At 31.1% G+C, this 26,253-nt stretch carries 24 protein-coding genes and 6 tRNA genes; 17 read left to right on the top strand and 13 right to left on the bottom strand.

Going from position 1 to position 26,253, the window contains the following annotated elements; all coding sequences use genetic code 11:
- Complete coding sequence (locus tag B3R94_RS11045; RefSeq protein WP_291100852.1) at positions 1 to 1,206, top strand: metallophosphoesterase family protein; 1,206 nt, start codon at positions 1 to 3, stop codon at positions 1,204 to 1,206.
- Entirely contained in the window at positions 1,206 to 4,262 is a 3,057-nt protein-coding gene (locus tag B3R94_RS11040) for an AAA family ATPase (protein ID WP_291100815.1), read from the top strand. The genes B3R94_RS11045 and B3R94_RS11040 overlap by 1 nt, the downstream gene beginning before the upstream one ends.
- Here the strand turns inward: B3R94_RS11040 and B3R94_RS11035 are convergent.
- From B3R94_RS11035 to rlmH, 4 genes are read right to left on the bottom strand one after another with little or no spacing between them, the layout of a single operon-like run.
- Positions 4,210 to 5,130 carry a ribonuclease Z gene (locus tag B3R94_RS11035; RefSeq protein WP_291100812.1) on the bottom strand — a complete coding sequence of 307 codons (921 nt, stop codon included), beginning with the start codon at positions 5,128 to 5,130 and terminating at the stop codon, positions 4,210 to 4,212. The two genes, B3R94_RS11040 and B3R94_RS11035, sit on opposite strands and share 53 nt — an antisense overlap.
- Positions 5,127 to 5,708, bottom strand: coding sequence for an RdgB/HAM1 family non-canonical purine NTP pyrophosphatase (gene rdgB, locus B3R94_RS11030; RefSeq protein WP_291100811.1), 582 nt, complete (start codon positions 5,706 to 5,708; stop codon positions 5,127 to 5,129). The genes B3R94_RS11035 and rdgB overlap by 4 nt, the downstream gene beginning before the upstream one ends.
- Positions 5,709 to 6,542, bottom strand: a complete 834-nt coding sequence (locus B3R94_RS11025; protein WP_291100808.1) for a CPBP family intramembrane glutamic endopeptidase — start codon at positions 6,540 to 6,542, stop codon at positions 5,709 to 5,711.
- Positions 6,535 to 7,008, bottom strand: coding sequence for a 23S rRNA (pseudouridine(1915)-N(3))-methyltransferase RlmH (rlmH, locus tag B3R94_RS11020; RefSeq protein WP_038334530.1), 474 nt, complete (start codon positions 7,006 to 7,008; stop codon positions 6,535 to 6,537). The genes B3R94_RS11025 and rlmH overlap by 8 nt, the downstream gene beginning before the upstream one ends.
- A 26-nt stretch (positions 7,009 to 7,034) precedes the next feature.
- Here rlmH and B3R94_RS11015 point away from each other — a divergent pair, with 26 nt between their 5' ends.
- Positions 7,035 to 8,006, top strand: coding sequence for a YihY/virulence factor BrkB family protein (locus B3R94_RS11015; RefSeq protein ID WP_291100806.1), 972 nt, complete (start codon positions 7,035 to 7,037; stop codon positions 8,004 to 8,006).
- On the opposite strand, the gene B3R94_RS11010 is transcribed toward B3R94_RS11015, so the two are convergent.
- On the bottom strand, positions 8,003 to 8,878 hold the full coding sequence (locus tag B3R94_RS11010; RefSeq protein ID WP_291100804.1) for an ion transporter: 876 nt from the start codon (positions 8,876 to 8,878) through the stop codon (positions 8,003 to 8,005). The two genes, B3R94_RS11015 and B3R94_RS11010, sit on opposite strands and share 4 nt — an antisense overlap.
- Before the next feature lie 45 nt (positions 8,879 to 8,923).
- Between B3R94_RS11010 and B3R94_RS11005 the strand changes: the two genes are divergently transcribed.
- Together B3R94_RS11005 and B3R94_RS11000 are read left to right on the top strand one after the other, a co-directional pair.
- The gene (locus tag B3R94_RS11005) at positions 8,924 to 9,814 is read left to right on the top strand and encodes a TIGR01777 family oxidoreductase (protein ID WP_291100802.1); all 891 of its coding nucleotides are present in this window, start codon (positions 8,924 to 8,926) and stop codon (positions 9,812 to 9,814) included.
- A gap of 70 nt (positions 9,815 to 9,884) precedes the next feature.
- Complete coding sequence (locus tag B3R94_RS11000; protein ID WP_280045327.1) at positions 9,885 to 11,753, top strand: DUF3857 domain-containing protein; 1,869 nt, start codon at positions 9,885 to 9,887, stop codon at positions 11,751 to 11,753.
- A 37-nt stretch (positions 11,754 to 11,790) separates the two neighbouring features.
- Here the strand turns inward: B3R94_RS11000 and B3R94_RS10995 are convergent, their stop codons facing one another.
- The 3 genes from B3R94_RS10995 to B3R94_RS10985 are packed head-to-tail and all read right to left on the bottom strand — an operon-like array spanning position 11,791 to position 15,019.
- Positions 11,791 to 12,774 carry an acyl transferase gene (locus tag B3R94_RS10995; RefSeq protein ID WP_291100799.1) on the bottom strand — a complete coding sequence of 328 codons (984 nt, stop codon included), beginning with the start codon at positions 12,772 to 12,774 and terminating at the stop codon, positions 11,791 to 11,793.
- Between the two features lie 39 nt (positions 12,775 to 12,813).
- On the bottom strand, positions 12,814 to 13,341 hold the full coding sequence (locus tag B3R94_RS10990) for a hypothetical protein (RefSeq protein WP_221856050.1): 528 nt from the start codon (positions 13,339 to 13,341) through the stop codon (positions 12,814 to 12,816).
- Between the two features lie 31 nt (positions 13,342 to 13,372).
- Positions 13,373 to 15,019, bottom strand: coding sequence for a Na/Pi cotransporter family protein (locus tag B3R94_RS10985; protein WP_291100796.1), 1,647 nt, complete (start codon positions 15,017 to 15,019; stop codon positions 13,373 to 13,375).
- A gap of 278 nt (positions 15,020 to 15,297) precedes the next feature.
- On the opposite strand from B3R94_RS10985, the gene B3R94_RS10980 reads away from it, so the two are divergent.
- The 5 genes from B3R94_RS10980 (at position 15,298) to B3R94_RS10960 (ending at position 15,781) form a co-directional block, all read left to right on the top strand.
- Positions 15,298 to 15,371, top strand: a tRNA-Thr gene (locus tag B3R94_RS10980).
- 17 nt (positions 15,372 to 15,388) lie between these two features.
- Positions 15,389 to 15,469 (top strand) — tRNA-Tyr (locus B3R94_RS10975).
- Positions 15,470 to 15,476: 7 nt separating this feature from the next.
- Positions 15,477 to 15,553: transfer RNA gene (locus B3R94_RS10970), tRNA-Thr, on the top strand.
- Between the two features lie 41 nt (positions 15,554 to 15,594).
- Positions 15,595 to 15,668 (top strand) — tRNA-Thr (locus B3R94_RS10965).
- A gap of 32 nt (positions 15,669 to 15,700) precedes the next feature.
- Positions 15,701 to 15,781, top strand: a tRNA-Tyr gene (locus tag B3R94_RS10960).
- Between the two features lie 99 nt (positions 15,782 to 15,880).
- Here B3R94_RS10960 and B3R94_RS10955 read toward each other — a convergent pair.
- The gene (locus B3R94_RS10955) at positions 15,881 to 16,639 is read right to left on the bottom strand and encodes a 5'-methylthioadenosine/adenosylhomocysteine nucleosidase (protein WP_291100793.1); all 759 of its coding nucleotides are present in this window, start codon (positions 16,637 to 16,639) and stop codon (positions 15,881 to 15,883) included.
- 218 nt (positions 16,640 to 16,857) lie between these two features.
- Between B3R94_RS10955 and B3R94_RS10950 the strand changes: the two genes are divergently transcribed.
- From B3R94_RS10950 to B3R94_RS10940, 3 genes are all read left to right on the top strand, one after another.
- Positions 16,858 to 17,511 (top strand): hypothetical protein, encoded by a 654-nt coding sequence (locus B3R94_RS10950; protein WP_291060461.1) that lies wholly within the window; start codon positions 16,858 to 16,860, stop codon positions 17,509 to 17,511.
- A 74-nt stretch (positions 17,512 to 17,585) separates the two neighbouring features.
- The gene (locus B3R94_RS10945; RefSeq protein ID WP_038334569.1) at positions 17,586 to 17,912 is read left to right on the top strand and encodes a DMT family transporter; all 327 of its coding nucleotides are present in this window, start codon (positions 17,586 to 17,588) and stop codon (positions 17,910 to 17,912) included.
- A gap of 21 nt (positions 17,913 to 17,933) precedes the next feature.
- Positions 17,934 to 18,758 (top strand): helix-turn-helix domain-containing protein, encoded by an 825-nt coding sequence (locus tag B3R94_RS10940; RefSeq protein WP_291100790.1) that lies wholly within the window; start codon positions 17,934 to 17,936, stop codon positions 18,756 to 18,758.
- A gap of 388 nt (positions 18,759 to 19,146) precedes the next feature.
- On the opposite strand, the gene B3R94_RS10935 is transcribed toward B3R94_RS10940, so the two are convergent.
- From B3R94_RS10935 to B3R94_RS10925, 3 genes are read right to left on the bottom strand one after another with little or no spacing between them, the layout of a single operon-like run.
- Complete coding sequence (locus B3R94_RS10935) at positions 19,147 to 20,499, bottom strand: UDP-N-acetylmuramate--L-alanine ligase (protein WP_125348833.1); 1,353 nt, start codon at positions 20,497 to 20,499, stop codon at positions 19,147 to 19,149.
- 18 nt (positions 20,500 to 20,517) lie between these two features.
- Positions 20,518 to 21,402, bottom strand: a complete 885-nt coding sequence (locus tag B3R94_RS10930) for a lysophospholipid acyltransferase family protein (RefSeq protein ID WP_038334575.1) — start codon at positions 21,400 to 21,402, stop codon at positions 20,518 to 20,520.
- Positions 21,403 to 21,421: 19 nt separating this feature from the next.
- Positions 21,422 to 22,066: an NUDIX hydrolase gene (locus B3R94_RS10925; protein WP_115001319.1), complete on the bottom strand. Its 645-nt coding sequence runs from the start codon at positions 22,064 to 22,066 to the stop codon at positions 21,422 to 21,424.
- 225 nt (positions 22,067 to 22,291) lie between these two features.
- Here B3R94_RS10925 and B3R94_RS10920 point away from each other — a divergent pair, with 225 nt between their 5' ends.
- The 4 genes from B3R94_RS10920 (at position 22,292) to B3R94_RS10905 (ending at position 25,938) form a co-directional block, all read left to right on the top strand.
- On the top strand, positions 22,292 to 24,400 hold the full coding sequence (locus tag B3R94_RS10920) for a M3 family metallopeptidase (protein ID WP_291100787.1): 2,109 nt from the start codon (positions 22,292 to 22,294) through the stop codon (positions 24,398 to 24,400).
- Between the two features lie 95 nt (positions 24,401 to 24,495).
- On the top strand, positions 24,496 to 25,227 hold the full coding sequence (locus B3R94_RS10915; RefSeq protein ID WP_286511583.1) for a YebC/PmpR family DNA-binding transcriptional regulator: 732 nt from the start codon (positions 24,496 to 24,498) through the stop codon (positions 25,225 to 25,227).
- An 86-nt stretch (positions 25,228 to 25,313) separates the two neighbouring features.
- Entirely contained in the window at positions 25,314 to 25,721 is a 408-nt protein-coding gene (locus B3R94_RS10910; protein ID WP_291100781.1) for a hypothetical protein, read from the top strand.
- Positions 25,722 to 25,853: 132 nt separating this feature from the next.
- Positions 25,854 to 25,938 (top strand) — tRNA-Ser (locus B3R94_RS10905).
- A 77-nt stretch (positions 25,939 to 26,015) separates the two neighbouring features.
- On the opposite strand, the gene B3R94_RS10900 is transcribed toward B3R94_RS10905, so the two are convergent.
- Positions 26,016 to 26,253, bottom strand: a 238-nt coding sequence (locus B3R94_RS10900; RefSeq protein ID WP_291100779.1) for a helix-turn-helix domain-containing protein, incomplete at its 5' end; no start/stop codon positions are given.

The following is a 26,253-nucleotide window of genomic DNA, read 5'->3' as shown; positions in this document are numbered from 1 at the left end:
ATAAAAATTCTACATACAGCCGATTGGCATTTGGGCAAAAAATTAGATAGTTTTTCTCGATTAGAAGAACAAATTTTAGTCATGAATGAAATTGTCGAAATTGCAGATCAACAACAAGTTGATTTGGTACTTATTGCGGGCGATTTATTTGATAATTTTAATCCTAGTGTAGAAGGTGTAGAATTATTTTACAAAACATTAAAAAGACTTTCGAATAATGGAAAACGCCCTGTTGTAGCGATTTCTGGTAATCACGATTCTCCAAGTTTGATTGATGCGCCAGATCCGTTGGCGCGCGAATGTGGAATTATTTTGATTGGTTATCCAAATGCAAAAATTCAGGAATTTGAATTAAATGATTTCAAAATTTCGAAATCTGTAGAAGGAATGATTGAATTGAAATTAAATTCTTTCAATTTTCCGATTCGAATTATTCATACGCCTTATGCAAACGAAATTCGTTTGAAACAATATTTTGGAGAGAATAAAGAAGATGCATTGAATGAAGTTTTAGCGACAAATTGGAAAAATATTGCGGATGAATATTGTGACGAAAATGGTGTTAATTTATTGATAGCACATTTGTATATGAACCAAAAAGGTGCTGAAATTTTAGAGGAACCAGAAGGCGAAAAACCGATTAAAATTGGAAATGCAGATATGATTTTTTCCGAAGCTATTCCGCCTCAAATTCAATATACAGCGCTTGGACATTTGCATGGTTTTAAGAACATCGGAACAGAAGAAAAACCTGTTGTGTACAGCTCTTCGCCTTTGTGTTATAGTTTTTCCGAAGCTGGTCAAACCAAGTATGTTTCGGTAATAGAAGCAGAACCAAATCAAGCTATTTCTTATCATAAAATAGAATTAAAGAACGGAAAACCACTTATTCGTAAAACTTTTGATGATATAAATGTAGCTGTAGAATGGTTGAATGAAAATCAAAATGCGTTGGTTGAATTGACTTTAGAAAGTGATTCTTTTTTGAAAGCTGATGAACGAAAATTGATTTATCAAGCACATGATGGAATTATTCATTTGATTCCGAAAGTTAAAAATCAAGAAATTGAAACGGTTGAATATAAGTTTGCAGATCAAACGAAAGATATGAAGGAATTGTTTACAGATTATTTCAAATCGAAGAACGGAAATCAAGAACCAAACGACGAAATAAAGGATTTGTTTAACGAAATTTTGAATTCATAATGATTCCAGTAAAATTAACCATAGAAGGACTTTATTCGTATCAAGAACGCCAAACAATTGACTTTTCTGAATTAACAGAAGCAGGATTATTTGGAATTTTCGGGAATGTAGGTTCCGGAAAATCGTCAATTTTGGAAGCGATTATGTACGTTTTGTATGGCGAAACAGAACGTCTAAATTCCAAAGATAAGCGTGCTTACAATATGATGAATTTGAAATCGAATTTGGCATATATCGAGTTTGATTTCTATAATTTTGAACAAAAATTATTCAGAGCAACACGTGAATTTAAAAGAAATTCGAAACGTTTTGAAGATGTAAAATCGCCAATAGTTGTTTTTTATGAACAAAAAGACAATGAATGGATTCCGCTTAATCATTCGAAAGCAGAAGAAATAATTGGGTTGAGTTACGAAAATTTCAAACGAACAATTATTATTCCGCAAGGGCAATTCAAGGAATTTATTGAGTTGGGTGCAAAAGATCGAACACAAATGATGAAGGAAATTTTTGGACTTCATCGTTATGATTTACAAGATAAAGTTGCAGCTTTAAATTCTCAAAACTTAACGAATTTGAATCAACTAGAAGGGAAATTATCTGGATTTGAAGAAGTTTCGGAAGAAAAAATAAAAGAGCTTGAAGAAAATTTGATTGAGCAAACAAAAGTTACCAATCAAGTTCAAGAAGAATATAATCAAATGAATGAATCATTTCAACGTTTAAAAGCGTTGAAATCAGATTTTGAGACTTTAAAACAAAAGAAAATTGATTTTGAAAAAGTTTCAGTTCAGAAAAATGAAATGGATCAACGAAAACTTGAAATTGAGCGCTATGAATTGATTTTTAATGCGTTTTCTCAACTTTTAGAAAATCATAAAAAACTTTCAAATCAGATTGAAGAAAAGTCAATTTCAGTTGAAAATCAACAAAAACAACTGACTTTAATCGAGAATCAAATCAAAGAAATTTCGAACCAAATTGAAGCGATTAAAACTGATTATGAAACTTTACCAATAAAACGAAAAGAAGAAACAGATTTAGAATTAATAGTTCAAATTTTAACTTTTTCAGAGGAGATAGAAAAGTTAAAAGTAAGAACAGCAAAAGGTTTGAAAGAAGTTGAAGAGGTTCAGAAAAATGAACAGAAAATTGAAGCTTCAATCAAATTATCTGAAAAAGAAGTCAAAACTTTAGCTGAGTCAAAAATAGATGCGCAAACATTGATGGAGGTTGGAAATTGGTTTGTTCAGAATCAAAATTTGCAACAATCTATTCAGAAACAACAAACTAAAATAGATGAGCAAAAGCAACAAATTAATGTTTTCGAAGCTCAATTCAAAACAGATAATATTGAAATTTCAAGTTTTGAAAATTGGTTTAGTTCTGAATTTGAAAAGCTTGAATCAACTAAAAAATCAATTGAAAAACAGAAAAATGAATTAGAAGTTCAGCAAAAGTTGGTTCATTTTGCACATAATTTACACGAAGGTGAATCTTGTCCGCTTTGTGGCGCTTTAGAGCATCCGAATATTGTTGAAATTGATGATATTTCCACGAAATTTGAAGTTGTAAATAATGAATTAAATCAAATTGATGAAAAGTTAAAATCGCTTCAGAAAAAACAAAATGAAGTTCAGAAAATGATTGATCAAAAACAGTTTATTGAAAAACAAATTGCACAAGAAAATCAAGTTTTGAATGATCTGAAAATTGAACAAGAAAATCATATGAATTTGTTTGTTTGGAAAGATTTTGATTCGAAAAATGTTGAATTATTTGAAGAAAAAAAGAAAGCAGCTATTGCTTTGGACAAAACAATTTCGAATAAAAATAAAGAGATTGAAACTTTTCGTGAAACTTTAGAGAAAGAACGTGAATCTGTTGAAAAATATAAAAATGCTTTAGAAAAATTTAGATTAGAAGAAGCTGAAAAAGCTTCTCAAATCAAGCAAAATCAAGCAAATTTGAAAGTCTTGAAATTTGAAGATTTTCAAAATCAAACAACAGAAAATGTGCTTCAAAATTTGAATGATTTAAAGTTAAATAATACAAAAATTGAACAAGATTATATTCAATTTACAGAAAGTTTAAATCAATTGAATCCAAAATTAGCTTCTCAAAAAACTTCAATTGAATTAGTTGAAAAACAAATCATTGAGTTGAAAGAAGAATTGGCTATTAATCAAAATCAATTAGAAAAATCATTAGAAAAAAATCAAATACAAAATATTGAAGAAGTTCAATTAGTTTTAAATCAACAGTTTAATGTTTCTGAAATCAGAAAAGAATTAGAAGATTTTAGAATTTTGTTCGAAACTTTGAAAAGTTCAATTCATGAATTAGAGCAGAAATTAGCGGATGTTTCTTTTGATGAAATGATTTATAAAACACAAGAAGAAAAATTAACTTTTGTAACAAATCAGTTGAAAGAAGCGACCGAAATTGTAACAAAAACAAAAACTGAAATTGAGCGATTGAATAAATCTTTTGCTGAAAAGAAAGATTTGTTAATTGAATTGCAGAAGTTGCAAAAACGAGCGACAAATTTACAAACGATGCGAAATTTGTTTAATTCAGCGGGATTTGTGCAATATGTTTCGTCTATTTATTTGAAACAATTATGTGATAACGCAAATGTGAGATTTCATCGAATGACGAGAAATCAATTGAGTTTACAAATGAATGACAACAATGATTTTGAGATTATAGATTATTTGAATGAAGGTCGTTCACGTAGTGTGAAAACGCTTTCTGGAGGACAATCTTTCCAAGTTTCATTGAGCTTGGCTTTGGCTTTGGCAGAAAGTGTGCAAACGAATGCGAAGTCAGAAAAAAACTTCTTTTTTATTGATGAAGGTTTTGGAACGCAAGATGCAGATGCTGTAAATATCGTGTTTGAAACGTTGATGAGTTTGCAAAAAGAGAACCGAATTGTCGGTATTATTTCTCATGTTGACGAATTAAAAGATNNATCGAACGGATTTTTTTATATTTTGATTACTAACTTTCTATTTTTATTGTTTTCAGCAATTCGGGTAAAGCGGTATTCGTAAATTCTTCTTGCGCTTCTATTAACAATGGCTTATAATCGTGATAGCGATTAGAAAAATGACCTAAAATTAATTTCTTTACATTGGCTTGTTTCGCAATCATTCCAGCTTCTTTAGCTGTTGTATGTCCTGTATAAACGGCTAAATCTTTCAATTCATGCAAAAATGTTGATTCGTGATATAACAAATCGACACCTTTTATAATCGGAACAATATCTGGTTTATATTTTGTGTCCGAACAAAACGCATAACTCAATGATTTTTGAGCATCAAAGGTTAAATAATCATTCGGAATTATTTTTCCAGATTCTAACGTAAAATCTTTTCCATTTTTCAAATTTTGATAATCGCAGATTTCAATTTCTGGAAATTCCTCGATCGTATCCATATTCAATTTTCGAGGTTTTGGCTTTTCTCGAAAAAGATAACCATTTGTATAAACTCGGTGATTTAGCGGAATAGAATAAACTTCAACTTTATCATCTTCAAAAACTAAAACAGATTCTTTTGTATGCAATTCGTTGAAAATAATCTCGAATGAGTTATTAGATTCTGTTAAACGTAATTGTGTCGTAATAAATTCCTCAATTCCTTTCGGACCATGGATATGCAAAGGCATATCGCGACCAAGTAATTGAAGTGTGGAAATTAATCCAATCAATCCAAAAACATGATCGCCGTGCAAATGCGATATAAAAATGTGATTTATTCGGTTGAATTTTGCCTTCGCTTTTCGCAATTGTACTTGTGTTCCTTCTCCGCAATCAATCAAAAAATAGCGTTCTGCGATGTTTAATAATTGAGCGGTCGGGTGCGTAAAAGCTGTTGGTAAAGCCGAATTAAATCCTAATATTGTTAGTTGTAAACTCAATTTACGTTTAGATTAGTTAAAAAATCGTTTAATTTTTCGACAGCTTTTCCTCGGTGGCTAATTGCATTTTTTTCTTCAGGAGACATTTGTGCAAAAGATTTTGAAAAACCATCAGGAATAAAAATCGGATCGTAGCCAAAACCATTGTCACCCATAATTTCAGTTGCAATAGTTCCGTTTACTCGACCTTCGAAAAAATATTCCTTTCCATTCAAAATTAAACAGAAAATAGAAATAAAATACGCTTTTCGATTTGTTTTTCCTTCCAATTCTTTCAACGCTTTTGCAATATTATCTTCATCTTTTCCTGTACCAGCATATCGAGCAGAATATACACCAGGCGCGCCATCTAACGCTTCTATCACTAATCCAGAATCATCTGCAAAGATATTTTTTCCAGTTTTATCGAAAATAGTTTTCGCTTTCAGTTGCGCATTTTCTTCGAAAGTTGTTCCAGTTTCTTCAATTTCATCAAAGAAATTAATATCAGTCAACGATTTCATCGATAGGTAAGAAGGTAACATTTTTGTAACTTCTTTTACTTTATTGTTGTTATGTGTGGCAAAAATTAATTCCATTTATATTGTTTTTTGTTCTGTTTTTTTGATTAATAAATAGACAGATAAAATTCCGATAAGTGTCATTCCTCCAATTAATAAATAATCTCTTTGTGCAAAAACTTCGCCTTCCATATCGCCCTGCATCAGCATTAACGAGTATGATAGTGTGTTGTTTAAGAAATGTAATAACATAGGCAAAAACAACGATTTTGTACGATAATAAATTATTCCAAAAATGATTCCTAAAAGTCCAGCGCTTATAAATTGCCAAGGATTCATGTGTGCGCATCCAAAAATAAATCCATTGATTAAGATTGCAGTGGTAGGATTTATATTGAAATTTAGCATTCCTTTCAAGATTATTCCTCTGAAAATAATTTCTTCGAAAATTGGAGCCAAAATACAAATCATAATAAATCCAGCGATTTTGTAATCTAACATCATTTCAAAAGAAGCTTGAAAAATTTTATAGATTTTTTCTAAAGGTCCAGTTGTCGGAATTAAACTTGTTGCAACCTCGGCTAAAGGCAAAAGAAATAACCAACAAGCTATTGATAATATGAGCTGAATTGGAGTAAAAGAATGTTTAATATCTTTTAAAATCGATGCAAATTTTGTTTGTGTTAACATCAATAAAATAACAATTGCGCAAACCGTTCCTGTTAAAAATCCTAATGGTAAAAGAACGTGATTAAGCGGTTTGTAAAAAAGTGCTGGAGCAGAAACAAGTCCGCCAGCAAATTGCATCATAATCACTGCAATCGCGCTATACAAAAGTGCTTTTCCAATGCCAAAACTTAGTTTATTTTCTTGCTTTGGAACAAATTCTTCAAACGGAGAGGTGTTATTCATGATGATAAGGTTTACCCTGCAATATACTAAATCCTCGGTAAATTTGCTCTGTTAAAAATAAGCGAACCATTTGATGCGTAAATGTCATATTGGATAAAGACATTTTTTTATTTCCTCGATTATAAACAGATTCGTCAAAACCATAAGGGCCACCAATCACAAAGACAAGATTTTTGACAGATTGATTCATGTAATTCTGAATATCATCTGCAAATTGCTTCGAAGTAGGCTGTTTCCCTTTTTCATCCAAAATGATCACAAAATCTGTATTGACGATTTTACTCAAAATTTGCTCAGCTTCTTTTTGTTTTTGTTGAATTTCGGACAAATTTTTACGATTTTTGATGTCAGGAATTTCAATTCTTTGATAATTAATGTGCGAAGGCAATCGATTTTCATACTTTTGTAATAGCATTTCGATGGCTTTTTCGTCTGTTTTACCGATACAAATGGTCGTAATATTCATTCAAAATTATTTATTGAGACAAAAATATGCGCATTCTACAAGATTTTAAAACATATACAGGAATAAATTATTTTCGAGATTGGTCGAAAACAAAATTGATGAACAAAAATACGGGCATCACGGTATATGATTTCTTGAAAGTTTTTTGGATTCGCGTTATGAAAGGTAATTTTCCGTTGCGTTCGGCAGCAGTTTCTTGGATTTTATTTTTTAGTATGTTTCCATTTTTGCTTTTTTTGTTTAGTATTTTGCCGCATTTGGTTTATTACCAAGAAATAAAAAATCTATTATTTACACAACTTCTTCCTCAACTTTTGCCTAAACATGTGAGCAACGAAGTGATTTCTTATATTGATAAAACGACGGCTGTGCAAGGAAAACGTAAAGTGAATTATTTCTTGATTTTGATTACAATTTTTATGTCATCCAACGGAATCCAAGGAATTATTAATGGATTTAATGTCTCGTATCAAGATGTTTATGTGAAGCGAAAAAACTCTAAATCGAGAATGATTTCGATTATTTTAACCTTGTTTTTTACAGCTTTTATTGTGTTACAAGTTTTTTTATCGTATTCGACATCAATTATTTGGAAATACTTAACCAACGTTTCATTCCTAAGTAAACTTGGACAGTTTTCGTATTTAATTAACTATTTTTCGGTATTTCTTTTCTACTTTGTTTCGATGTGTATGCTGTATTATTTCGGACCAAATCACAAAAAATCGCGTAGCACAGTAATTCCTGGAGCATTGTTAACTTCTGCTTTATTCTTATTGACAGTTATTGGTTTTAACACGTATTTAAGTTATTTTACAAACATTGATTTGTTGTATGGATCGCTTGGATTAGTGATGATTATGATGATTTTTGTATACATCAATGTGATTTTGATGTTGGTTGGTTATGAATTGAATATGTCAATTAATTACACCAAAAATTACGAATACGTTAATCATATCGACAATAATCGATTTATTAATTTGGATAAATTTTAAGGCTCATTTAAAAGATGACCGCAGGTTTTGCAATAAATAGCACCATCTAGGTGATAATCATCGCCACAATTGCGACATCTTTGTGTGTTTGTAGGAATGTCTTCTTTGTGTCTAGCCGCTTTATTCATTTCCATTGTTACAATACTTGTGGGAACAGCAATTACACCATAACCTATAATCATAACAACAGAAGCTAAAAATTGTCCCAAACCAGTGACAGGAGAAATATCGCCATAACCTACTGTTGTTAAAGTTACAATTGCCCAATAAATACTAATAGGTATACTTGTGAAACCAGATTCAGGATGATCATGTTCAACCATATACATGATCGAGCCAATTACAACAACAATTAATACTACAAATGATAAGAAAACGATGATTTTATCTTTACTTTCTTTCAGCCCTAACACCAACACATTTTTCCCACGTGTAAATCGTGTAAGGTTAAAAATTCTGAAAATACGTAGTAATCTTAAAATACGAATACTTGCTAGGTACTTACTTGTAGGTATAACTAAACCAAGATAAAATGGTAAAATAGACAATAAATCAATAACTCCATAAAAACTAAAAATATATCGCCAACGATTTTTAACACAATAGATTCTTAATAAATATTCTATAGTAAACAAAAAGGTTAAAATCCATTCTAAAGATACTAAAACTGTATGGTGTCTCGCATTAATTGCTGGAATAGACTCCAACATAACCAAACCTACACTTAATAAAATTAAAAGTAATAACGAGATGTCAAAAAGTTTTCCATAAGGTGTATCAGCTTCAAAAACTATATCGAATATTTTTTGTTTTAGCTTCTTTTCTTCATCAGCCCCCATTCTTTTTAGATAAGGAAATCTACCTTTAAACATTGGTTTATATTTTTGGAATGAGCTAAATTAGGAAAAAATTTTAGTATGAATATTCTATTGACTGGCGGAAGTGGATTAATTGGTTCAGAATTAACGAAGATTTTAATTAAAAATGGACATCAAGTTCGTATTTTGACAAGAGAAAAAGAGATTGAACATCCTTTTTATCATTGGGAGAAAGATACAATTGATGAAAAAGTTTTTGAAAATTTGGATGGAATTATTCATTTGGCTGGAAGCTTAATTGCGAAAAGATGGACAAATTCTTACAAAAAAGAAATTTTTTCGAGTAGAGTTGATACAGCGAATTTACTTTTTGAGTATGTCAAAAAATTGAATATTGATTTGAAATTTTTTATCTCCGCGTCTGGAACTGCTTATTATGGACAAATTACTTCGAACAAAATTTTCAAAGAATCTGATGAACCGAATATTGATTTTTTAGGTAAAGTTTGTGTCGCATGGGAAAATGCTGCTTATCAGTTCGAAAAAATAGGTGCAAGAGTGGTTTGTCTTAGAACTTCTTTTGTTTTGTCTAAAAACGGCGAAGGTTTCAAATTATTAAAAAAACCTATTCAACTTGGTGTAGGAGCAAATCTAGGTAACGGAAAACAATGGATGCCTTGGATACATATTACAGATTTGATACAAATGTATGCGGAAGCTGTAGATAATGATAAAGTAAAAGGAAGTTATAACGCATCTTCACCGCAATATATAAATCATTCGGAATTCAATCATACGCTAGCGAGAATAATGAATAAACCTTTTTTTATTCCTAATATTCCTGCTTTTGTTATGAAATTAGCATTAGGTGAGATGAGTAGTTTAGTCCTAAATGGATCTAGAATTGACGCAACTAAAATTCAAGAAATAGGTTTCAAATTTCAATATCCTACTTTAGAAAAAGCGTTAGAAGAATTGATAGAAAAGTAACGAAAATTTTATTTAGATTATTCTTTATGTATTATTGTGTATTGTACTTTTGCAGGAATTACAAATTGAAATGAAATTAAAAATTACTTTACTCTTTTTATTTATTGCATTATATACAAATGCGCAATCGAAAGATTTAAAATTCGGAAAAATTTCGGAGCAAGAAATTAACTTAACTCAAGTTCCTTTTGAGAAAAATGTAGATGCTGTTATTCTTTCGGAAGAAGGAAAAATGGATTTAACTTCGTCTAATTATTATTTGACTGTAAAACGAAGAATCAAAATACTGACTGATAAAGGACTTGATGAAGCAAATATACAACTGAATTATTACAGCAAGAATAGAAATGAATCTATAAGCGGAATTAAGGGAGGTACAATTAATATTGTAAATGGAGTAGAACAAATGACTCCGATTGATGAGAAAGAGATTTTTGATGTTTCTCTAAATGAATTGTATGCTGCAAAACGTTTCACTTTTCCAAATGTAAAAGTTGGTTCTATTATCGAGTATACTTATATCAAAAGTAGCGAACATAATTTTTCTATTGATGCGTGGAATTTTCAACATGATATACCAACGCTTTCGAGCAAGTTTCGATTAAATAATCAAGCTTATGGTACCTATTCGATTATTACAATTGGTGATGGTTTGAATACAAAGTATAAAGGCAAATCAAGTTCAACGGAGTGGTTATTACATAATATCCAAAGTTATAATCAATTAAAATACGTTTATAATCCTGAAGATCAAAGTGAACGTATCAAAATACAGGCTGCTACTTATCATACAGATGGTGCAAAGAAAACTACGATGAGCGCGTGGAGAGATTTGATTCAAGATATAAATGCACAATATGATTTGTATCGAAATCCTTCTGCAATCAGAGATTTAGCGCAAAATATTCCGAATGGAAAAGATGAGATAGAAACTTTGAAAAATGTGATTGAATATATTGATTCAAATGTAAAATGGAACAGATTTTATGGAATTATTCCAACGCGTTCAAACAAAACTTTATTGAAAGAAAAGTCTGGTTCTACAGCAGATATGAATCTTTTATTGAATGAAATTTTAACAGCCAAAGGTTTCGAAACTTCGATGGTTATGTTTAGTAGTCGTCATCATGGACAAATTTTGTTTTCTTATCCAATTGTCAATCAATTCAATTCTGTTTTGACGGTTGTGAAATTGAATAATGGCGCTTCAAATATTATTTTGGATGCTTCGAAATTAAATAAAGAGCAAATCGAATTTGGACCTTTAGACGTGTTTAATTATCACGGAATTGTCATCAAAAAAGGTGAAGCTTCTTTTGTAAAGTTGAATCAAAAATTGTCTTATTACGAATCATCATTAAAGTATGATTTTATGAGTAATGGAAATTTAGTTCTTTATCGTAAAGACAAATTCAATGGTTATTTTTATGATGATGATGTAGACGAAAAAAATGTTTTGAATAGGTATTTGACTGAATCTTTAGATGTGCGTTTGGACGAAGAAATTAATGATAAAACGTTTTTTGATACTGATTCTTACGTTAAAAATTATAAAGCAAAAGCTGTAATTCCGAATGCTCCATTTTATACATTTATTAATCCTTTGCGCGAATTTCTAAAACAATATACTTTTGAAGATAAAAATCGTCAGCGCAAAATAGAATTTAATTATCCTTATTTGTTTAATATTCAGGTGAAATCTAAAATTCCAGAAGGTTATGAAGTGATAATTGATGAAAAATACAAAGCGCATCACAAAACTGAGCTTGGTTTAGAGTATTATCAGGAAGCAAAAGTGAAAGATGGACAATTGATACTAGCAATTCAATTTTTATTGCCAGAAGGTGTTTATGAAGCGGATAAATACAATGAATTGAAACAATTTTTTGAGAAAATAAAAACAGAATCTCTGAAAGAAGTTTTAATGAAAAAGAAATAAACAAAATCCCGCACTGNNCAGTGCGGGATTTTGTTTATTATTCAATCACCATCAAATTACAACCTCGCACATCCGAATGATCGAAACGTCCTAATATTTCAAATTGATTGTGAGTTATTTTTTTACCTAAATCATCAGTTGCAATAAAACTAATCGAATTGTAATTTGCTAAATCAATCACATTTACGCCACCTGTTTTTCCTTCTTCAACATACTGGAAAGGATCTTCGGTTTCTCTGATCAAAATTCGCATCCAATTTGGCGATTTAAACGTCAAATCTCCTCGAGAATAACCTTGCGAAAGCAATTCCGTCATTCCATATTCCGAATGAATTTCATTTGTTCCGAAACCATTTTTCAAAATTGAATGCAATTCTTCGCGCGTAATTTCTTTCTTGCGACCTTTCATTCCGCCAGTTTCCATGACAATTGTATGTTGCAAATTCATTTTATAATTTTCGACAAAATCTAACAAAGCAAACGAAACACCAATCAAAATTGCTTTCTTGCCCGTTTTTTCGTGGGCAATAAGATTTTCGTACAATTCATCGTGATTATACAAGTAGAAACCACTTTTATCGCTGCCGGATTTCTCAATCCAATACTCCACCATATCAATTAGAGACGAACCTGAGCGCTCCAAATACGAAGGCAAAAGTGCGAAAATAGTATAATCGGAAAGCGGACCATAAAATTGCTCGAAACATTTTTCTAAACTGTAATGATACAATGCCAAATCCGTAACCAAATGCTTGCTTGTCGCCATTCCAGTTGTTCCAGAACTTGTGAAAATTTTTTCCACTTCACGATTTCCCGAAATCAATTCAAATTTCTTAAAAAACTGAATTGGTAAAAAAGGAATTTCGTTGGTGTGTTTTACAGTAGAATAATCAACGTTCAAGAAATTTAAGAAGTTTTTGTAGACTTCATTTTCTTGCGCTTGATAACGGAAAACTTCCAATGCAACGTTTTGGAAATCTTCTTCGGATTGAATAGAAAAAATTTGCTTTGAATCAAACATTTTGCAAAATTACAAAATAGAGTAGAAGTGTGCGAAAAATTAATTATTCTTTTGATTTTTATAAATTAAATAGATTATTGAAATAGCCATTCCGAAATAAGAACCATAATAGGCACCTGAATGCATAAACATAGCATTAATATAATTTTTAATATTAATAATATCTATTTCAACTTTAAAAGGCACATTTTCTAGATCAAAAAATAGGATTGCAATAAAATACCCTAAAAGACTTCCAATTAAAGCAAAAGAGAAATTTATAACTATTGAATTAAAGATATATTTTAAATTATTAGATGTTTTTAAAAATAAAAATATTACAGAATATATTAAACCAAAATAAAAACCTAACCAATAAGTACCTAAAAATCCAACAATAGCTGCGTTTATTCTCGGATTAGTAATATTCCATTCTGAAGTTCCAAATTGAAAGAAAAAATATTTTTCAAATAATTCATTAGAGATTGAAAAAGATATTTGATTATGACAAATCCCAAAAAGAATAGCAATTAATGTAGAGAAAATAATAATTAGAATAATTGATAAAATTTTAGAAATTATATTCATATTTAGATAATTTCTTTAAACTTACAAAAATTTACTGATTTTTAAGCTTAACAATTGTTGCATTGGCTTTGTAAAGATGATCACCAAGAATTTCGTAATTCTGAATTAAATCTTTGTAGAAAAGCGCACTTGTCGTCAAAAGTTTCTCTTTTTCGATGGTTTTCATCAAATTCGCTTCGGCTTCTTTGTAAATTGTATTGATCGTTTTTTCGATAAACTCCGCTTGTTTGATAGAAACTTCTTCTTGTGTTTCGTTCAAATTTTGATTTAAAATACGTGTTGTTTGATCCAAATTGTTTTGAAATTCGACCAAATATGTTCTCATTTTTGGTGTAAAATAACTATTTGTCATTCTACGACGACGATGAATAGACGAAATCTTAATCGCAATATCACCAACACTTTCCAAATGATGACAAAGTGTAATTAACTGATGAATCGCAATTGTATTTTCGTTTGGTAAATCTAAATCAGCAATTTCATTCAAAAATTCATTGACTTCTCGCTCCAATTGATCACCTTCTTTTTCGAGTTCTAAAATTCGTTCACGAAAAACCAAAATCTTTTCTTCATCACTTTCAGTAATCATTCGCCCAAGCGTATAAATTGTCTGTTTTGTTGTAGAAGCAAGTTTCAGAAGTTTTTTGTTGGCTTCATTTTTATATAGGTCAGAATTTGTTCCAAATGGAATCGCATAAAACTCTAACTTATTATCTGTAGATTTTACCGAGAAATACTTTTTCTGACAGTAGAAAGCCAATTTATTGATAAAAGGAGCAAATAAAATTACACCAACCAAATTACTAATGGTATCAAAAGCAATAAGCTGTATAGCAATATTCGATGAAATTGCTGAATCAATAAATTTTAAAACAATATTAGCAATCAACATAAAAATAAACGCAATTACAACATTGAAAAATGTATGAAATGCTGCGACTACTTTTGTGTATTTATCTCCAATTGCTGCAACTAAATGCGCTGTAAAAGTTGTTCCAATATTAGCTCCTAAAACAATCATTGCGGCTAATTCGATAGGTAAACCTTTGCTTGCTAATAAAATTGCAATGGTAATTGATGCTGACGAAAAGTGGACTAAAACTGTTAATAATATTCCAAATAGAATAAATAATAAATTAGTCAAAAAACCATAATGCGATAAATGTTGAAAGAATTCTTGTAACTTTTGATGACTTTCGATAGAAGGTAAAAAAGTTTTCAAGAAATATAGCGAAAGAAAAAGTAATGAAAGTGAAAATAAAATTCCACCTACTTTTCTTTGATTACGTTTTTTTGATAAATAAAATGGAAAAGCCACTAATATAAGAGGCAATGCAATTTGTATCAAATCGAATTTCATTCCGAAATAGACCAACCATAATGTAAGCGTAGTTCCGATATTTGCACCTAATATCAAACCAAATGCTTTTCGCAAATTAATCAATCCAGCATTTACAAATCCTAATATAAATACACTTGCAGCCGACGAAGATTGTATGGCTGTTGTAAAAAGAGTACCTGTAACAATTGTCGAAAAATTGTTTTTGGTTAATTTGTTTAAAGTGCGTTTAAAATTCGATCCAGATAACGCTTGTAAATTTTCGCTTAATAGTTTTATCGCAAAAATGAACAGAGCAATTGCTCCGAAAAGTTGCAAAATTTGTATGATAAGATGCATTAATGATTAATTGACCACAAAAATAGGGACTCTAATGTAAATAGAATATTATCTTTTTTTACTTTTATTGAAAAAAAGTTTGATTTTTTTTTGAATTCTAAAATTCTGATTTTCAAAATTGAAGTGGTTTTTTCGAAAAAACTTCTACTTTTTTTTGAAAAAACATTTGCGAGATTCGAAAAACTGCCCTAATATTGCACCACGAAAAAGGAACAACACTTCTTTCGAGAAATGAATCTCCTGTTTTCAATTTGAAATATTCAAATAATAATATTTTTGCCGATGTAGCTCAGCTGGCTAGAGCAGCTGATTTGTAATCAGCAGGTCGTGGGTTCGAGTCCCTCTATCGGCTCAGCAAAAATATAGGTCGGGGAGATACTCAAGCGGCCAACGAGGACGGACTGTAAATCCGTTGGGTAACCTTCGCAGGTTCGAATCCTGCTCTCCCCACTAAAAAGCCGATGTAGCTCAGCTGGCTAGAGCAGCTGATTTGTAATCAGCAGGTCGTGGGTTCGAGTCCCTCTATCGGCTCCAAAAAAGTTTATATTTTACTTTTAAAACAAAAATAAAAAATCGCCGATGTAGCTCAGCTGGCTAGAGCAGCTGATTTGTAATCAGCAGGTCGTGGGTTCGAGTCCCTCTATCGGCTCTTCTTTTTTGAAGAATACTTTATTATTAGGCGGGGAGATACTCAAGCGGCCAACGAGGACGGACTGTAAATCCGTTGGGTAACCTTCGCAGGTTCGAATCCTGCTCTCCCCACAATCCATTTTAAATATTTGGAAAGCAAATCATCAAATCTTTTGATGATTTTTTTTATTAATGTGTGCATCATAAAAAAAGCCCTTTTTAAAGGACTTTTTACTTGATGATGTTCTTAATAATCTCTATTGAATATACATTCGAAATTTTTTCTATAAAACTATTAAAATCTAATGTAGAATGATCGTCGGCATCGTCTGATATTGTTCTGATGATGATAAAAGGAATATCAAATTCGTAACAAACTTGTGCTACTGCAGCGCCTTCCATCTCGACACAAAGTATTTCGGGTAAGTTTTGTTGTAATTTTTCTTTCTGAGAATTTGTCGAGAAAAATAAATCTCCAGAACCAATTAAACCGACATGTAGTTGAGGTTGATGAATATTAAATTTATCCAAATCTTTTTCAGAAATCACATTATGTAAATGTTGCTCTTCTAAAATTTCTAAAATAGCTGTTGTCGCAACTTCTAATTGAGAAGAATCAGCCTCAAAATAAGCTTTTCCTAACATTGGGATTTCATAAGCAGGAAAAAGAGGTTGTGCATTCATATCATGTTGAATCAAATTTTGTCCTAACACAATATCTCCAATTTTTACATCAGTATGAATTCCGCCTGCAACACCTGTAAAAATTAATTCAGAAACTTTAAATTCAAGGATTAAAGTTGTAACCGTAGCAGAAGCAGCAACTTTACCAACACGAGAATAAACGACTACAACTTTTTGATTGTTTAATTCTCCAGTAAAATAACTTCTTCGGCCAATTTTATGTTCTTGCTTGTTTGTTAATAAGTTGACTACACCGTTTATTTCTTGCGGTATAGCACCCATTATTCCTATTATTCTTTCGCTCATCTTTTCAATTTGAAAGCGAAGTTACCAATTTATTTTCTGTATTTGTAAACCGAACAATAAATCTCATAAATTAAGATAAATGGCAAACAAATGATAATCAAACACGTATTTAGAAGATTTTTTATCATGTTACAAAAGTAGACTTTTTTCAGAATATGTTAAAAATCAATTGTGAATTAGTCTTGGCTTGTTGTACTTTTGTAACATAAAAGTTTGAAATGAAAAAATTATCTATAGCGATTATATGCTGTGCATCAGTAATGCTGATGAATTGTACGAATAAAACAGAAGAAAAACCAGTAGAACAACCTGCTAAAACTGCTGTTACAGTGGAAGAGCCAACAGAAATTGTAGAAGGTGTGATTAGAAAATCTGGAGTTGAGTGGACGGCTTATAAAACGACAGAAAAAGTGGCTGTTTCAGGACGTTTTGATGTTGTTTTGGTGAAAGACGCAAAAGAAGATGGAAAAACGCCTCAAGAAGTTTTAGAAGGTGCAAATATTATTGCTACAGTTGCGACATTAAATTCTGATCAAATTGATCGTGATCAAAAATTGAAAGATATTTTGTTCGGAAACATGATTAATACAAGCGAAATCAAAGGTCAATTACATTTCAGAGATGGTAAAACTTTCTTGAATTTAACGTTGAATAATGCTTCTAAAGAATACGAAGTAAAATCGACGTTTGAGAATAATGTTTTCACAATTGAAACAGATGTTGATTTGATGGATTTTAACACAGGAAAAGCGATGGAAGCTCTTAATCAGGCTTGTTTCGAATTACACAAAGGTGCAGATGGCGTTTCTAAAACATGGAGCGAAGTACACATCAAAGGTCAAGTAGAATTTAGCGATAGTTTCGGTAAATAATTCAAAAAATAAATAATTAATTTTAAGGCTACAATTTTTTGTAGTCTTAATTTTTATAAACAAATCAGTAAAAAATGAATTGGGTAATTTTACTAATCGCAGGGTTGTGCGAAGTCGGTTTCGCATCATGTCTTGGAAAAGCAAAAGAGGCAACTGGAAATGACACCTATTTATGGTATGGCGGTTTTTTATTTTTCTTAACGGTGAGCATGGTTTTGTTGGTAAAAGCAACGCAAACATTACCAATCGGAACGGCTTATGCAGTTTGGACGGGAATTGGAGCAGTCGGAACAGTTTTAGTAGGAATTTTTATTTTTAAAGAACCAGCAAGTTTTTGGCGCGTTTTCTTCTTAACGACTTTAATTTGTTCAATTATTGGATTAAAATTTGTGTCAAATTAACTGAAATTAAAGTGTTGATTTATGGAGAATTTTAATGTTTTTGATCAAGAGGAATTTATTCAGCAAACTGTCGAAAATAAACGTTTGAAAAAAGATTTGATTCAGACGATTTTTATTCAGCATGGTTATTTAATTATTTCTCAAAATGACCAAGAAATTAAACTTAAACAACACGATGTTTTTTTTCCTGAACCTAATAAATCTTACCAAATAATTTCAAAATTATCTGATTTAGAATTGTTGAGTTTAGTCTTAACCAAAAAGATTTTAGATACGTCGATTATCGATTTGAGTGGTTATGAATACAACCAATTTTTTGGCGAAAGTAGAATCAATAATTATCATTTCAATGAAATAGAATTTTCTGCTTTAATAGAACTTTTATTGCAATTGAAGTTGCGTTTGCAAGAGAAATCGACTAAATTCGTACGCTATTTACAATTCAATTTATTTTATGCGATTGTTTACACAACGTTTAGTGAACTTTCGAAACAACAAACAATTATTGTAAGAAAAGGAACGCGAAAAGATGATATTGTAAAACGTTTTTTGAATGATTTAAATAAGAGTTATACAGAAAACAGAGATGCAAAATATTATGCAGATAAATTGAATATTACAGTACGATATTTAACTGAATGTTGCAAATCAATAACAGGTAGAACGACAAAAGAATTAATCAGTTCTGTTGTGATTCGTGAATCGAAAGTATTGTTGAGTGAAACAACTAAAACAATCTCTGAAATTTCGAATGAGTTAAACTTTTCTGACCAATATTCATTCGGAAATTTTTTCAAAAAACATCTAAAAATTAGTCCAACTCAATTTAGAAAAAGTTTACAATAACTTCCGTTTTGGACATCTTTAGGCTACTTTTCAAACTTTTTTTAATCTCGATTTTTATCATCTTTGTTACTATCAAAAGGGTCACTATAATTTTATAGTAAAACAGAGGTGTTTTTTGATGGCGAAAACAAAAGTGAGTAGAGTATTACTAAAAGTTTATATCACCTCTGTTTTTTCTAAAATAATGTTTTTAAAATTAATAGTTCCGAAAAAGTTTAAAATAGTTCTAAGTTTACTGATATTTGAAAAGAAGTAATCCAAAAACCTAAAATGATTATTTTGACCATTTGACAAAAAACAAAAAGAGAACCTAAAAAATTAAGTTTTCTTTTTCTATATTTTATAGATATTTAAGTGGAAAATCACCTTTTATTGAAAGGTGATTTTTTTATGCTTTAAATAATTCATTCAAGTTTACTCCACCGAAGTTTCCTGAACTCATCATCAAAAATACTTTATCTTTTTTATCTAAACTTTCGATATAATCTTGCAATTGTTCACCATTTGTAAATACCAAAATAGAATCATCTCCAAAGGCTTTTTTGATATCTTCTGGAGAAATCATTTCCATACGTTTTATTTCTAATGCTTCTGGGCTATACATTACAATTTTGATATCAGCTTTGTCTAAAGCACCTTTGTATTGCACCAAAAACTCAGGATTCAAAGACGAATAGGTGTGGATTTCTAAACATCCTACAACTGTTTTATCTGTATATTGTTCTTTTACTGCATTCGTAACTGAAGTTACTTTACTTGGCGCATGGGCAAAATCTTTATACGCAACAAAATCAGAAGTACGATTAATTAATTCCAAACGTTTAGATGCTCCTTTGAATGATTGAATTGCTTCGTTGAAATCATCATCCATTACACCTAATTGTTTACAAATTGCACGAGCACCTTCTAAATTCATCAAGTTATGATTACCAAAGACTTCTAACGGAATTGGTCCATCTTCTGTTTCGATAAAAGTGATTCCATTTTCGATAAAATGTTCTGGTAAATGATAAGGGAATTTCTTGATTGCTTTCTCCGTTTCTTCTACCACTTTAACAACTTCTTCGTCTGTTTCGTTGTAAATTAAAGCACCTCCATTCACGATAGATTCTACGAATTTTGAGAATTGAGAAGTGTAATCTGCAAACGTTGGAAAAACATTGATATGATCCCAAGCAATACCTGAAATCAACGCAATATTTGGTTGATACAACAAGAATTTTGAACGACGATCTAAGGCAGATGATAAATATTCATCACCTTCCATAATCATAAATTCGTTGTCTTCTGTCAATTTTACCATCACATCAAAACCATCCAATTGCGCACCAACCATATAATCAACATCGATATTATGATAATGCAAAACGTGAAGAATCATTGATGTAATTGTCGTTTTTCCATGCGAACCACCAATTACAACACGCGTTTTATCTTTTGATTGTTCGTACAAATATTCTGGATATGAATAGATTTTTAAACCTAATTCTTGAGCACGTAACATTTCAGGATTATCAGCGTGAGCATGCATTCCCAAAATCACAGCATCTAAATCTGTTGTAATTTTTTCTGGAAACCAACCCATTTCTTCTGGTAAAATTCTACGTTGGTCCAAACGTGTTTTCGAAGGTTCGAAAATTGCGTCGTCAGAACCTGTTACTTGATATCCTTTTTCGTGCAAAGCAATCGCCAAATTGTGCATTGCACTTCCACCAATTGCAATAAAATGAACTTTTTTCATTTTGTATGTTGTATTCTTTTAGTCTTTTTTATTTTCTTCGTCGTAGCCCATTTCTTCGAAATCATCAAACTCTTCGTCGTCTTCATTCAAATAATCATCCAATGATTTTTCACTATTTTCAGCAAGAATTTCGTCCATTGGTCGAACTTTATTAAATTCTGGTGCTTGCTCAATTGCATTCATAATTTTTTTCATGATTGCATCACTCGAATCATTTTCATAATCGATTTCCAAAGGCTCTTTGAATGTCATTGTCGCATTAATTCCACGTTTTTTAATACGCAAACCTTTTTTATCAAAAGCTCTACGAAAACCATCAATTACAACTGGAATTACAATTGGTTTATTTTTCTTGATTAAATGTGCAGTTCCACGACGACCAGGTGCAAACGCAGTTGTAGTCCCTTGCGGAAATGTTACTACCCAACCACTTTGCAACGCAATATCAATATTGTTAATTTCGCTTAAATCTACTTTTCTATTTACATTTTCTCCTTTTGCACGCCACGTTCTTTTTACGGTAACCGCTCCTGTGTAGGCGAATAATTTCGTCAAAAGATTATCTTTCATTGTTTCTTCAGCGGCAACGTAATAAAAGTCAATCTTAGGATTAAGTAAATAAATTGGATTTTTGATGGTATCAATAAAACCATTTTTTACACTACAAAATACATGATACATCGCGAAAACATCAGCAAAATAAGTTTGATGATTCGAAACGAATAATACATTTTGAGCTGGCAAATGAACCAAGTTTTTTGTACCGCTAACTTTTAATTTATTAAAACCATTGTAACGGTTATAAGTAAATGATCCTAATAAGAAAATTAACGTCCTTTTTAGGAAATATAAATGTCCAAATGAATCGCGAAATGCGTTCTTTTTCTTTGCTTTTTGAGACACGAGTTCTTAATTGTTTAAGTTACAAATTTAATACGATTTTTAGATAATCTTTAAATTCTTCTAAAATCATTGCCGTTGCGCCCCAAAGAAATTCATCATCACCAATGTTATAACCAGGAATTTCGACAACTTGACCAGAAAATTCTCTCTCAAAAACTTCGTAATCAGCATTCAAAAAAGCTTCCAAATTTAATGGAACAACGTATTGTACTTCGCGCTCATCTGGATTGAAATGTGGTTCTCCATGATAAATTCCGATGTAAGGATAAACCAAGAAATTACTTGGCGGAATATACATTTCGCTCAATTGTCTTACAATCTCAATGTTTTCGTACTCTACACCAAGTTCTTCCATAGTTTCGCGAATAGCAGTTTCGTCAAAACTAATATCTTGTTCTTCAAATTGTCCACCTGGCAAAGAAAACTGATGTGAATGCGCTCCTTCGTAAGAAACACGCATGGTTACTGGGAATTCAACTTCTCCATCTTCGTTTTGATACAATAAAATCATCACAGACGCACTTCTAGGATTGGTACGTTTTACATATTCTAAATCAAATTTTTGACGATATGGAGGTGAAAGCTTTTGGTGTGATTCCCAACTTGGCAATTCTTCAACACTTTCAGCTAATAAATATTTTAATTCTTCTAAATCTAAATACAAAATGGATTGATTTTTAGGGTAATAAAAAAGAGTGAAATTTTTCCTCACTCTTTTTCAAAGATAATTATTTTCGTTGAAGAAAATTCAACCTTTTCGGTAAGGTTTATTAATTATTTAACTTTTAAGATTTAGCTTAAATATTTCCCATTGTTTGAATGAAAAATTGAATATTTTTGAAATTTAACATTATAAGTTTTAACTTCGTTAGGTCTAAAAATTATAAAAATGTTTAATAAAAAACTTTTTTACGGAATGATGGTTGGATCGTCAATCCTTGCCACTTCTTGTAGCGAAAAGTCAACAAATAGTATGTGGAACGATAAAAATCCTTTTTTTGAAGTGAGCACTTTGCCTTATCAAACTGCTGATTTTTCGAAAATTAAAAACGAAGATTTCAAACCTGCTTTGTTGCAAGGAATGGCTGAACAATTAGTCGAAATCAATAAAATTGCTAATAATTCTGAAGCACCAACTTTCGAAAATACGTTGGTGGAAATGGAAAAATCTGGTCAATTATTGTCGAGAGTTAGCCATGTTTTTGGATTATTGACAGGAGCAAATACAAACGAAACGTTGCAAGCAGTTGAGGAGGAAATGTCGCCTAAATTTGCGGCTCATAGCGATGCCATTTATTTGAATGATAAATTATTTCAACGTGTAAAAACTTTACATGACAATAAAAAATCATTGAATTTAGATAAAGAATCATCTCGTTTGTTAGATGTATATTATCAACGATTTGAATTGGCTGGCGCAAATTTATCTGCTGCACAAAAAGACGAATTGAAAAAATTGAATGGAGAAATAGCTTCTTTGGAAACTAAATTCTCAAATCAATTATTAAAAGGAACAAAATCTGGTGGCGTTACTTTTACGAAAGAAGAATTAGTAGGTTTGAGTGATGCTGATTTAGAGGCTTTCAAACAAGCTGATGGAACATATTTAATCAGTTTATTGAATACAACGCAACAACCTGAGTTGCAAAATATGACTAATGCAGCTTCAAGAAAAAAATTATTTGATGCAGCTTGGATTAGAACAGAGAAAAAAGACGAAAATGATACGCGTGCTACAATTTTAACTTTGGTTAAAAAACGTGCGGAGAAAGCTAAATTATTAGGTTTTGCGAATTATGCAGAATGGAATTTGCAAGATCAAATGGCGCAAAATCCAACAGCAGCAAAAGGGATTTTGAATCAAATGATTCCAGCCGCTACTGCAATGGCACAAAAAGATGCAAAAGAATTTGAAGCCTTAGCAAAGAAAGAAAATCCAGCAAATACATTAACAGCTGCGGATTGGAACTATTATGCTGAGAAAGTTCGTAAAGAGAAATTTGATATCGACGAAAATGAAATGAAGCCTTATTTCGTTTTAGATTCAGTTGTAGAGAATGGAATTTTCTTTATGGCGAAAGAATTGTACGGAATCTCATTCAAAAAACGTACAGATATTCCAACTTGGCACGAAGATGTAAAAGTTTACGAATTGTTTAATGAAGATGGTTCTCAATTGGGATTATTTTATACCGATTATTTCAAAAGAGATTCTAAACAAGGAGGAGCTTGGATGAGTAATCTTGTAGAGCAATCGCACTTATTTGGAACAAAACCTGTTATTTATAATGTCGGAAACTACACAAAACCTGCAAATGGTCAACCTGCGTTGATTTCGTATGATGATGTGGTGACAACTTTCCACGAATTTGGACATGCGTTGCACGGTTTCTTTGCGAATCAAAAATATCCAACTTTATCTGGAACAAATGTTTCAAGAGATTTTGTTGAGTTTCCATCGCAATTTCACGAGCATTATGTAACGGAACCATCTATCCTAAAAAATTATGCGAAGCATTATCAGACAGGAGCTGCGATTCCTGATGCGTTGGTAGAAAAAATGAAAAAAGCATCTAACTTTAACAAAGGTTATACGTTAACAGAATTACTTTCTGCTGCAGCTTTAGATTTGTCTTGGCATACAGTTTCAGTTGATAAAACAATTACAAGTGTAGACGATTTTGAGAAACAAGCCTTAATTGATAATAAAACAAATTTACCACAAGTTCCGCCTCGTTACCGTTCTTCTTACTTTAGCCATATTTTTGGTGGAGGATATGCAGCGGGATATTTTGCGTATATCTGGGCAGAAATGTTAGATCATGATGCATATGAATGGACAATAGAAAATGGAGGAATGTCACGTAAAAATGGTCAAATTTTGAGAGATAAAGTATTTTCTCAAGGAAATTCGGACGATTTGAATGTGATTTACAAAAATTTTAGAGGTAAAAACCCTTCAATTGAGCCCATGTTAAAATACCACGGATTGAAATAATCATTCTAAAATATTAACATCTTAAAAATCCAAGACATAGTTCTTGGATTTTTTTCGTTTTATGAATAAATTTGCAGCTATAAAAACAAGTATAAATGGGAAGAGCATTTGAATTTAGAAAAGGACGTAAATTAAAACGTTGGGCGGCAATGTCTAAAGCGTTTACTAAAATTGGGAAGGATATCGTAATGGCAGTAAAAGCAGGAGGACCTGATCCGCATTCAAATTCTCATCTTCGTGCGGTGATTCAGAATGCGAAGGCTGTTAACATGCCAAAAGATAACATCGAACGCGCAATCAAAAAAGCATCTGATAAAAATACAGAAAACTATAAGGAAGTTATTTTTGAAGGTTATGGACCTCACGGAATTGCCGTTTTAGTTGAAACTTCTACAAATAACAACAATCGTACAGTAGCTAACGTTCGTTCTTATTTCAGTAAATGTAATGGACAATTAGGAACGCAAGGTTCTGTTGAATTTATGTTTGATCATATCTGTAATTTCAAAATTCAAAAACCTGAAAATCTAGATTTAGAGGAATTAGAATTTGAAATGATTGACTTTGGAGTAGAGGAGATTTTTGAGGATGAAGATGGAATTGTATTAATTGCACCTTTCGAGAATTACGGAACAATCTTCAAATCTTTGGAAGAAGGTGGATATGAAATTATTTCATCAGAATTTGAAAGAATTCCACAAACAACAAAAGAATTAACAGAAGAACAAAAAGCTGACATCGAGAAATTGTTAGAGAAATTTGACGAAGATGAGGACGTAAATAACGTTTATCATACGATGAAAGAAGACGAAGAAGAGGAAGAATAATCTTTTCTTGAGAAGAATAATATGAAAACCGTTTAATTTATTTTAAACGGTTTTTTTTATCTTTAACCATAATTGAATTTTTGGGAATGATAAAAATTTTTACTTTACTTGGTTTGATTTTACAATTTGTCGCATTTTGGATGGCTGCGCCAGAAATTCTTGGAGCCGATTGGTTAAGTAAAACTGAAGAAATGATTCGGAAAGCAATTAATCAATTACCACAATTGATACTAGCTGTATTAGGAATGGCGATGGGAATGATGTTTTATCATTCGATGAGTTCTATTTTGGTATTTACAGTTGTTATGGTGATTATAATTCTATTATTGATTTTTTATAAAAAAGTAGAAAAGCTTTTGGACGAAAAAATCTCGAAACCATTGGTCAATAAGCTAATCATAAACGAAACATTTCGCTTTACTTTATTGAAGTTTGCAGCCTTATTTTTCACGCTTGGTTTCCTTATTCAGATAGCTTTGGTAATAATTGTATAAAATTTTTTAAAAATATTTATTTGATACTGAATAAACTATGTTTTTGTATTAAAAAAACTTTAAATTAAGGTTTGCAAATTCGAAAAAGCGTTCTATATTTGCACTCGCAATACCGCAATAAACTGCGTTATTGGAGAGTTGGCAGAGTGGTCGAATGCGGCAGTCTTGAAAACTGTTGAGGGTCACACCTCCGGGGGTTCGAATCCCTCACTCTCCGCTGAAAGAGATTCTATTAATTAGAATCTCTTTTTTTGTGTATAGTTTTGAGTAATGTTCTTACTTACTTCATGTTTATTATAAAAACTTGATATAATTTGACGGACGAAAACCTGTATGTTCTAAGAATGCATCCGAAAAAGTCTTTCTCGAATTAAAACCTGTTTCTTCTGCCAATGCATCAATTGTATATTTTTTGAGATTTGGTTCATCTGCAAATCGTTTCAAAAGATGATTAATTCTTAATTCGTTGATATATTGGTTGAAATTTTTCGATCTCGAACGATTAATATAATTCGGATCAGTATCAAAAGTT

Origin of the sequence: Empedobacter sp. UBA7611 (assembly GCF_002484365.1) — a bacterium.
Classification (GTDB): domain Bacteria; phylum Bacteroidota; class Bacteroidia; order Flavobacteriales; family Weeksellaceae; genus Empedobacter; species Empedobacter falsenii_B.
Note: the sequence above shows the minus strand (reverse complement) of the source record. Positions and strands in the feature narration are given on the sequence as shown.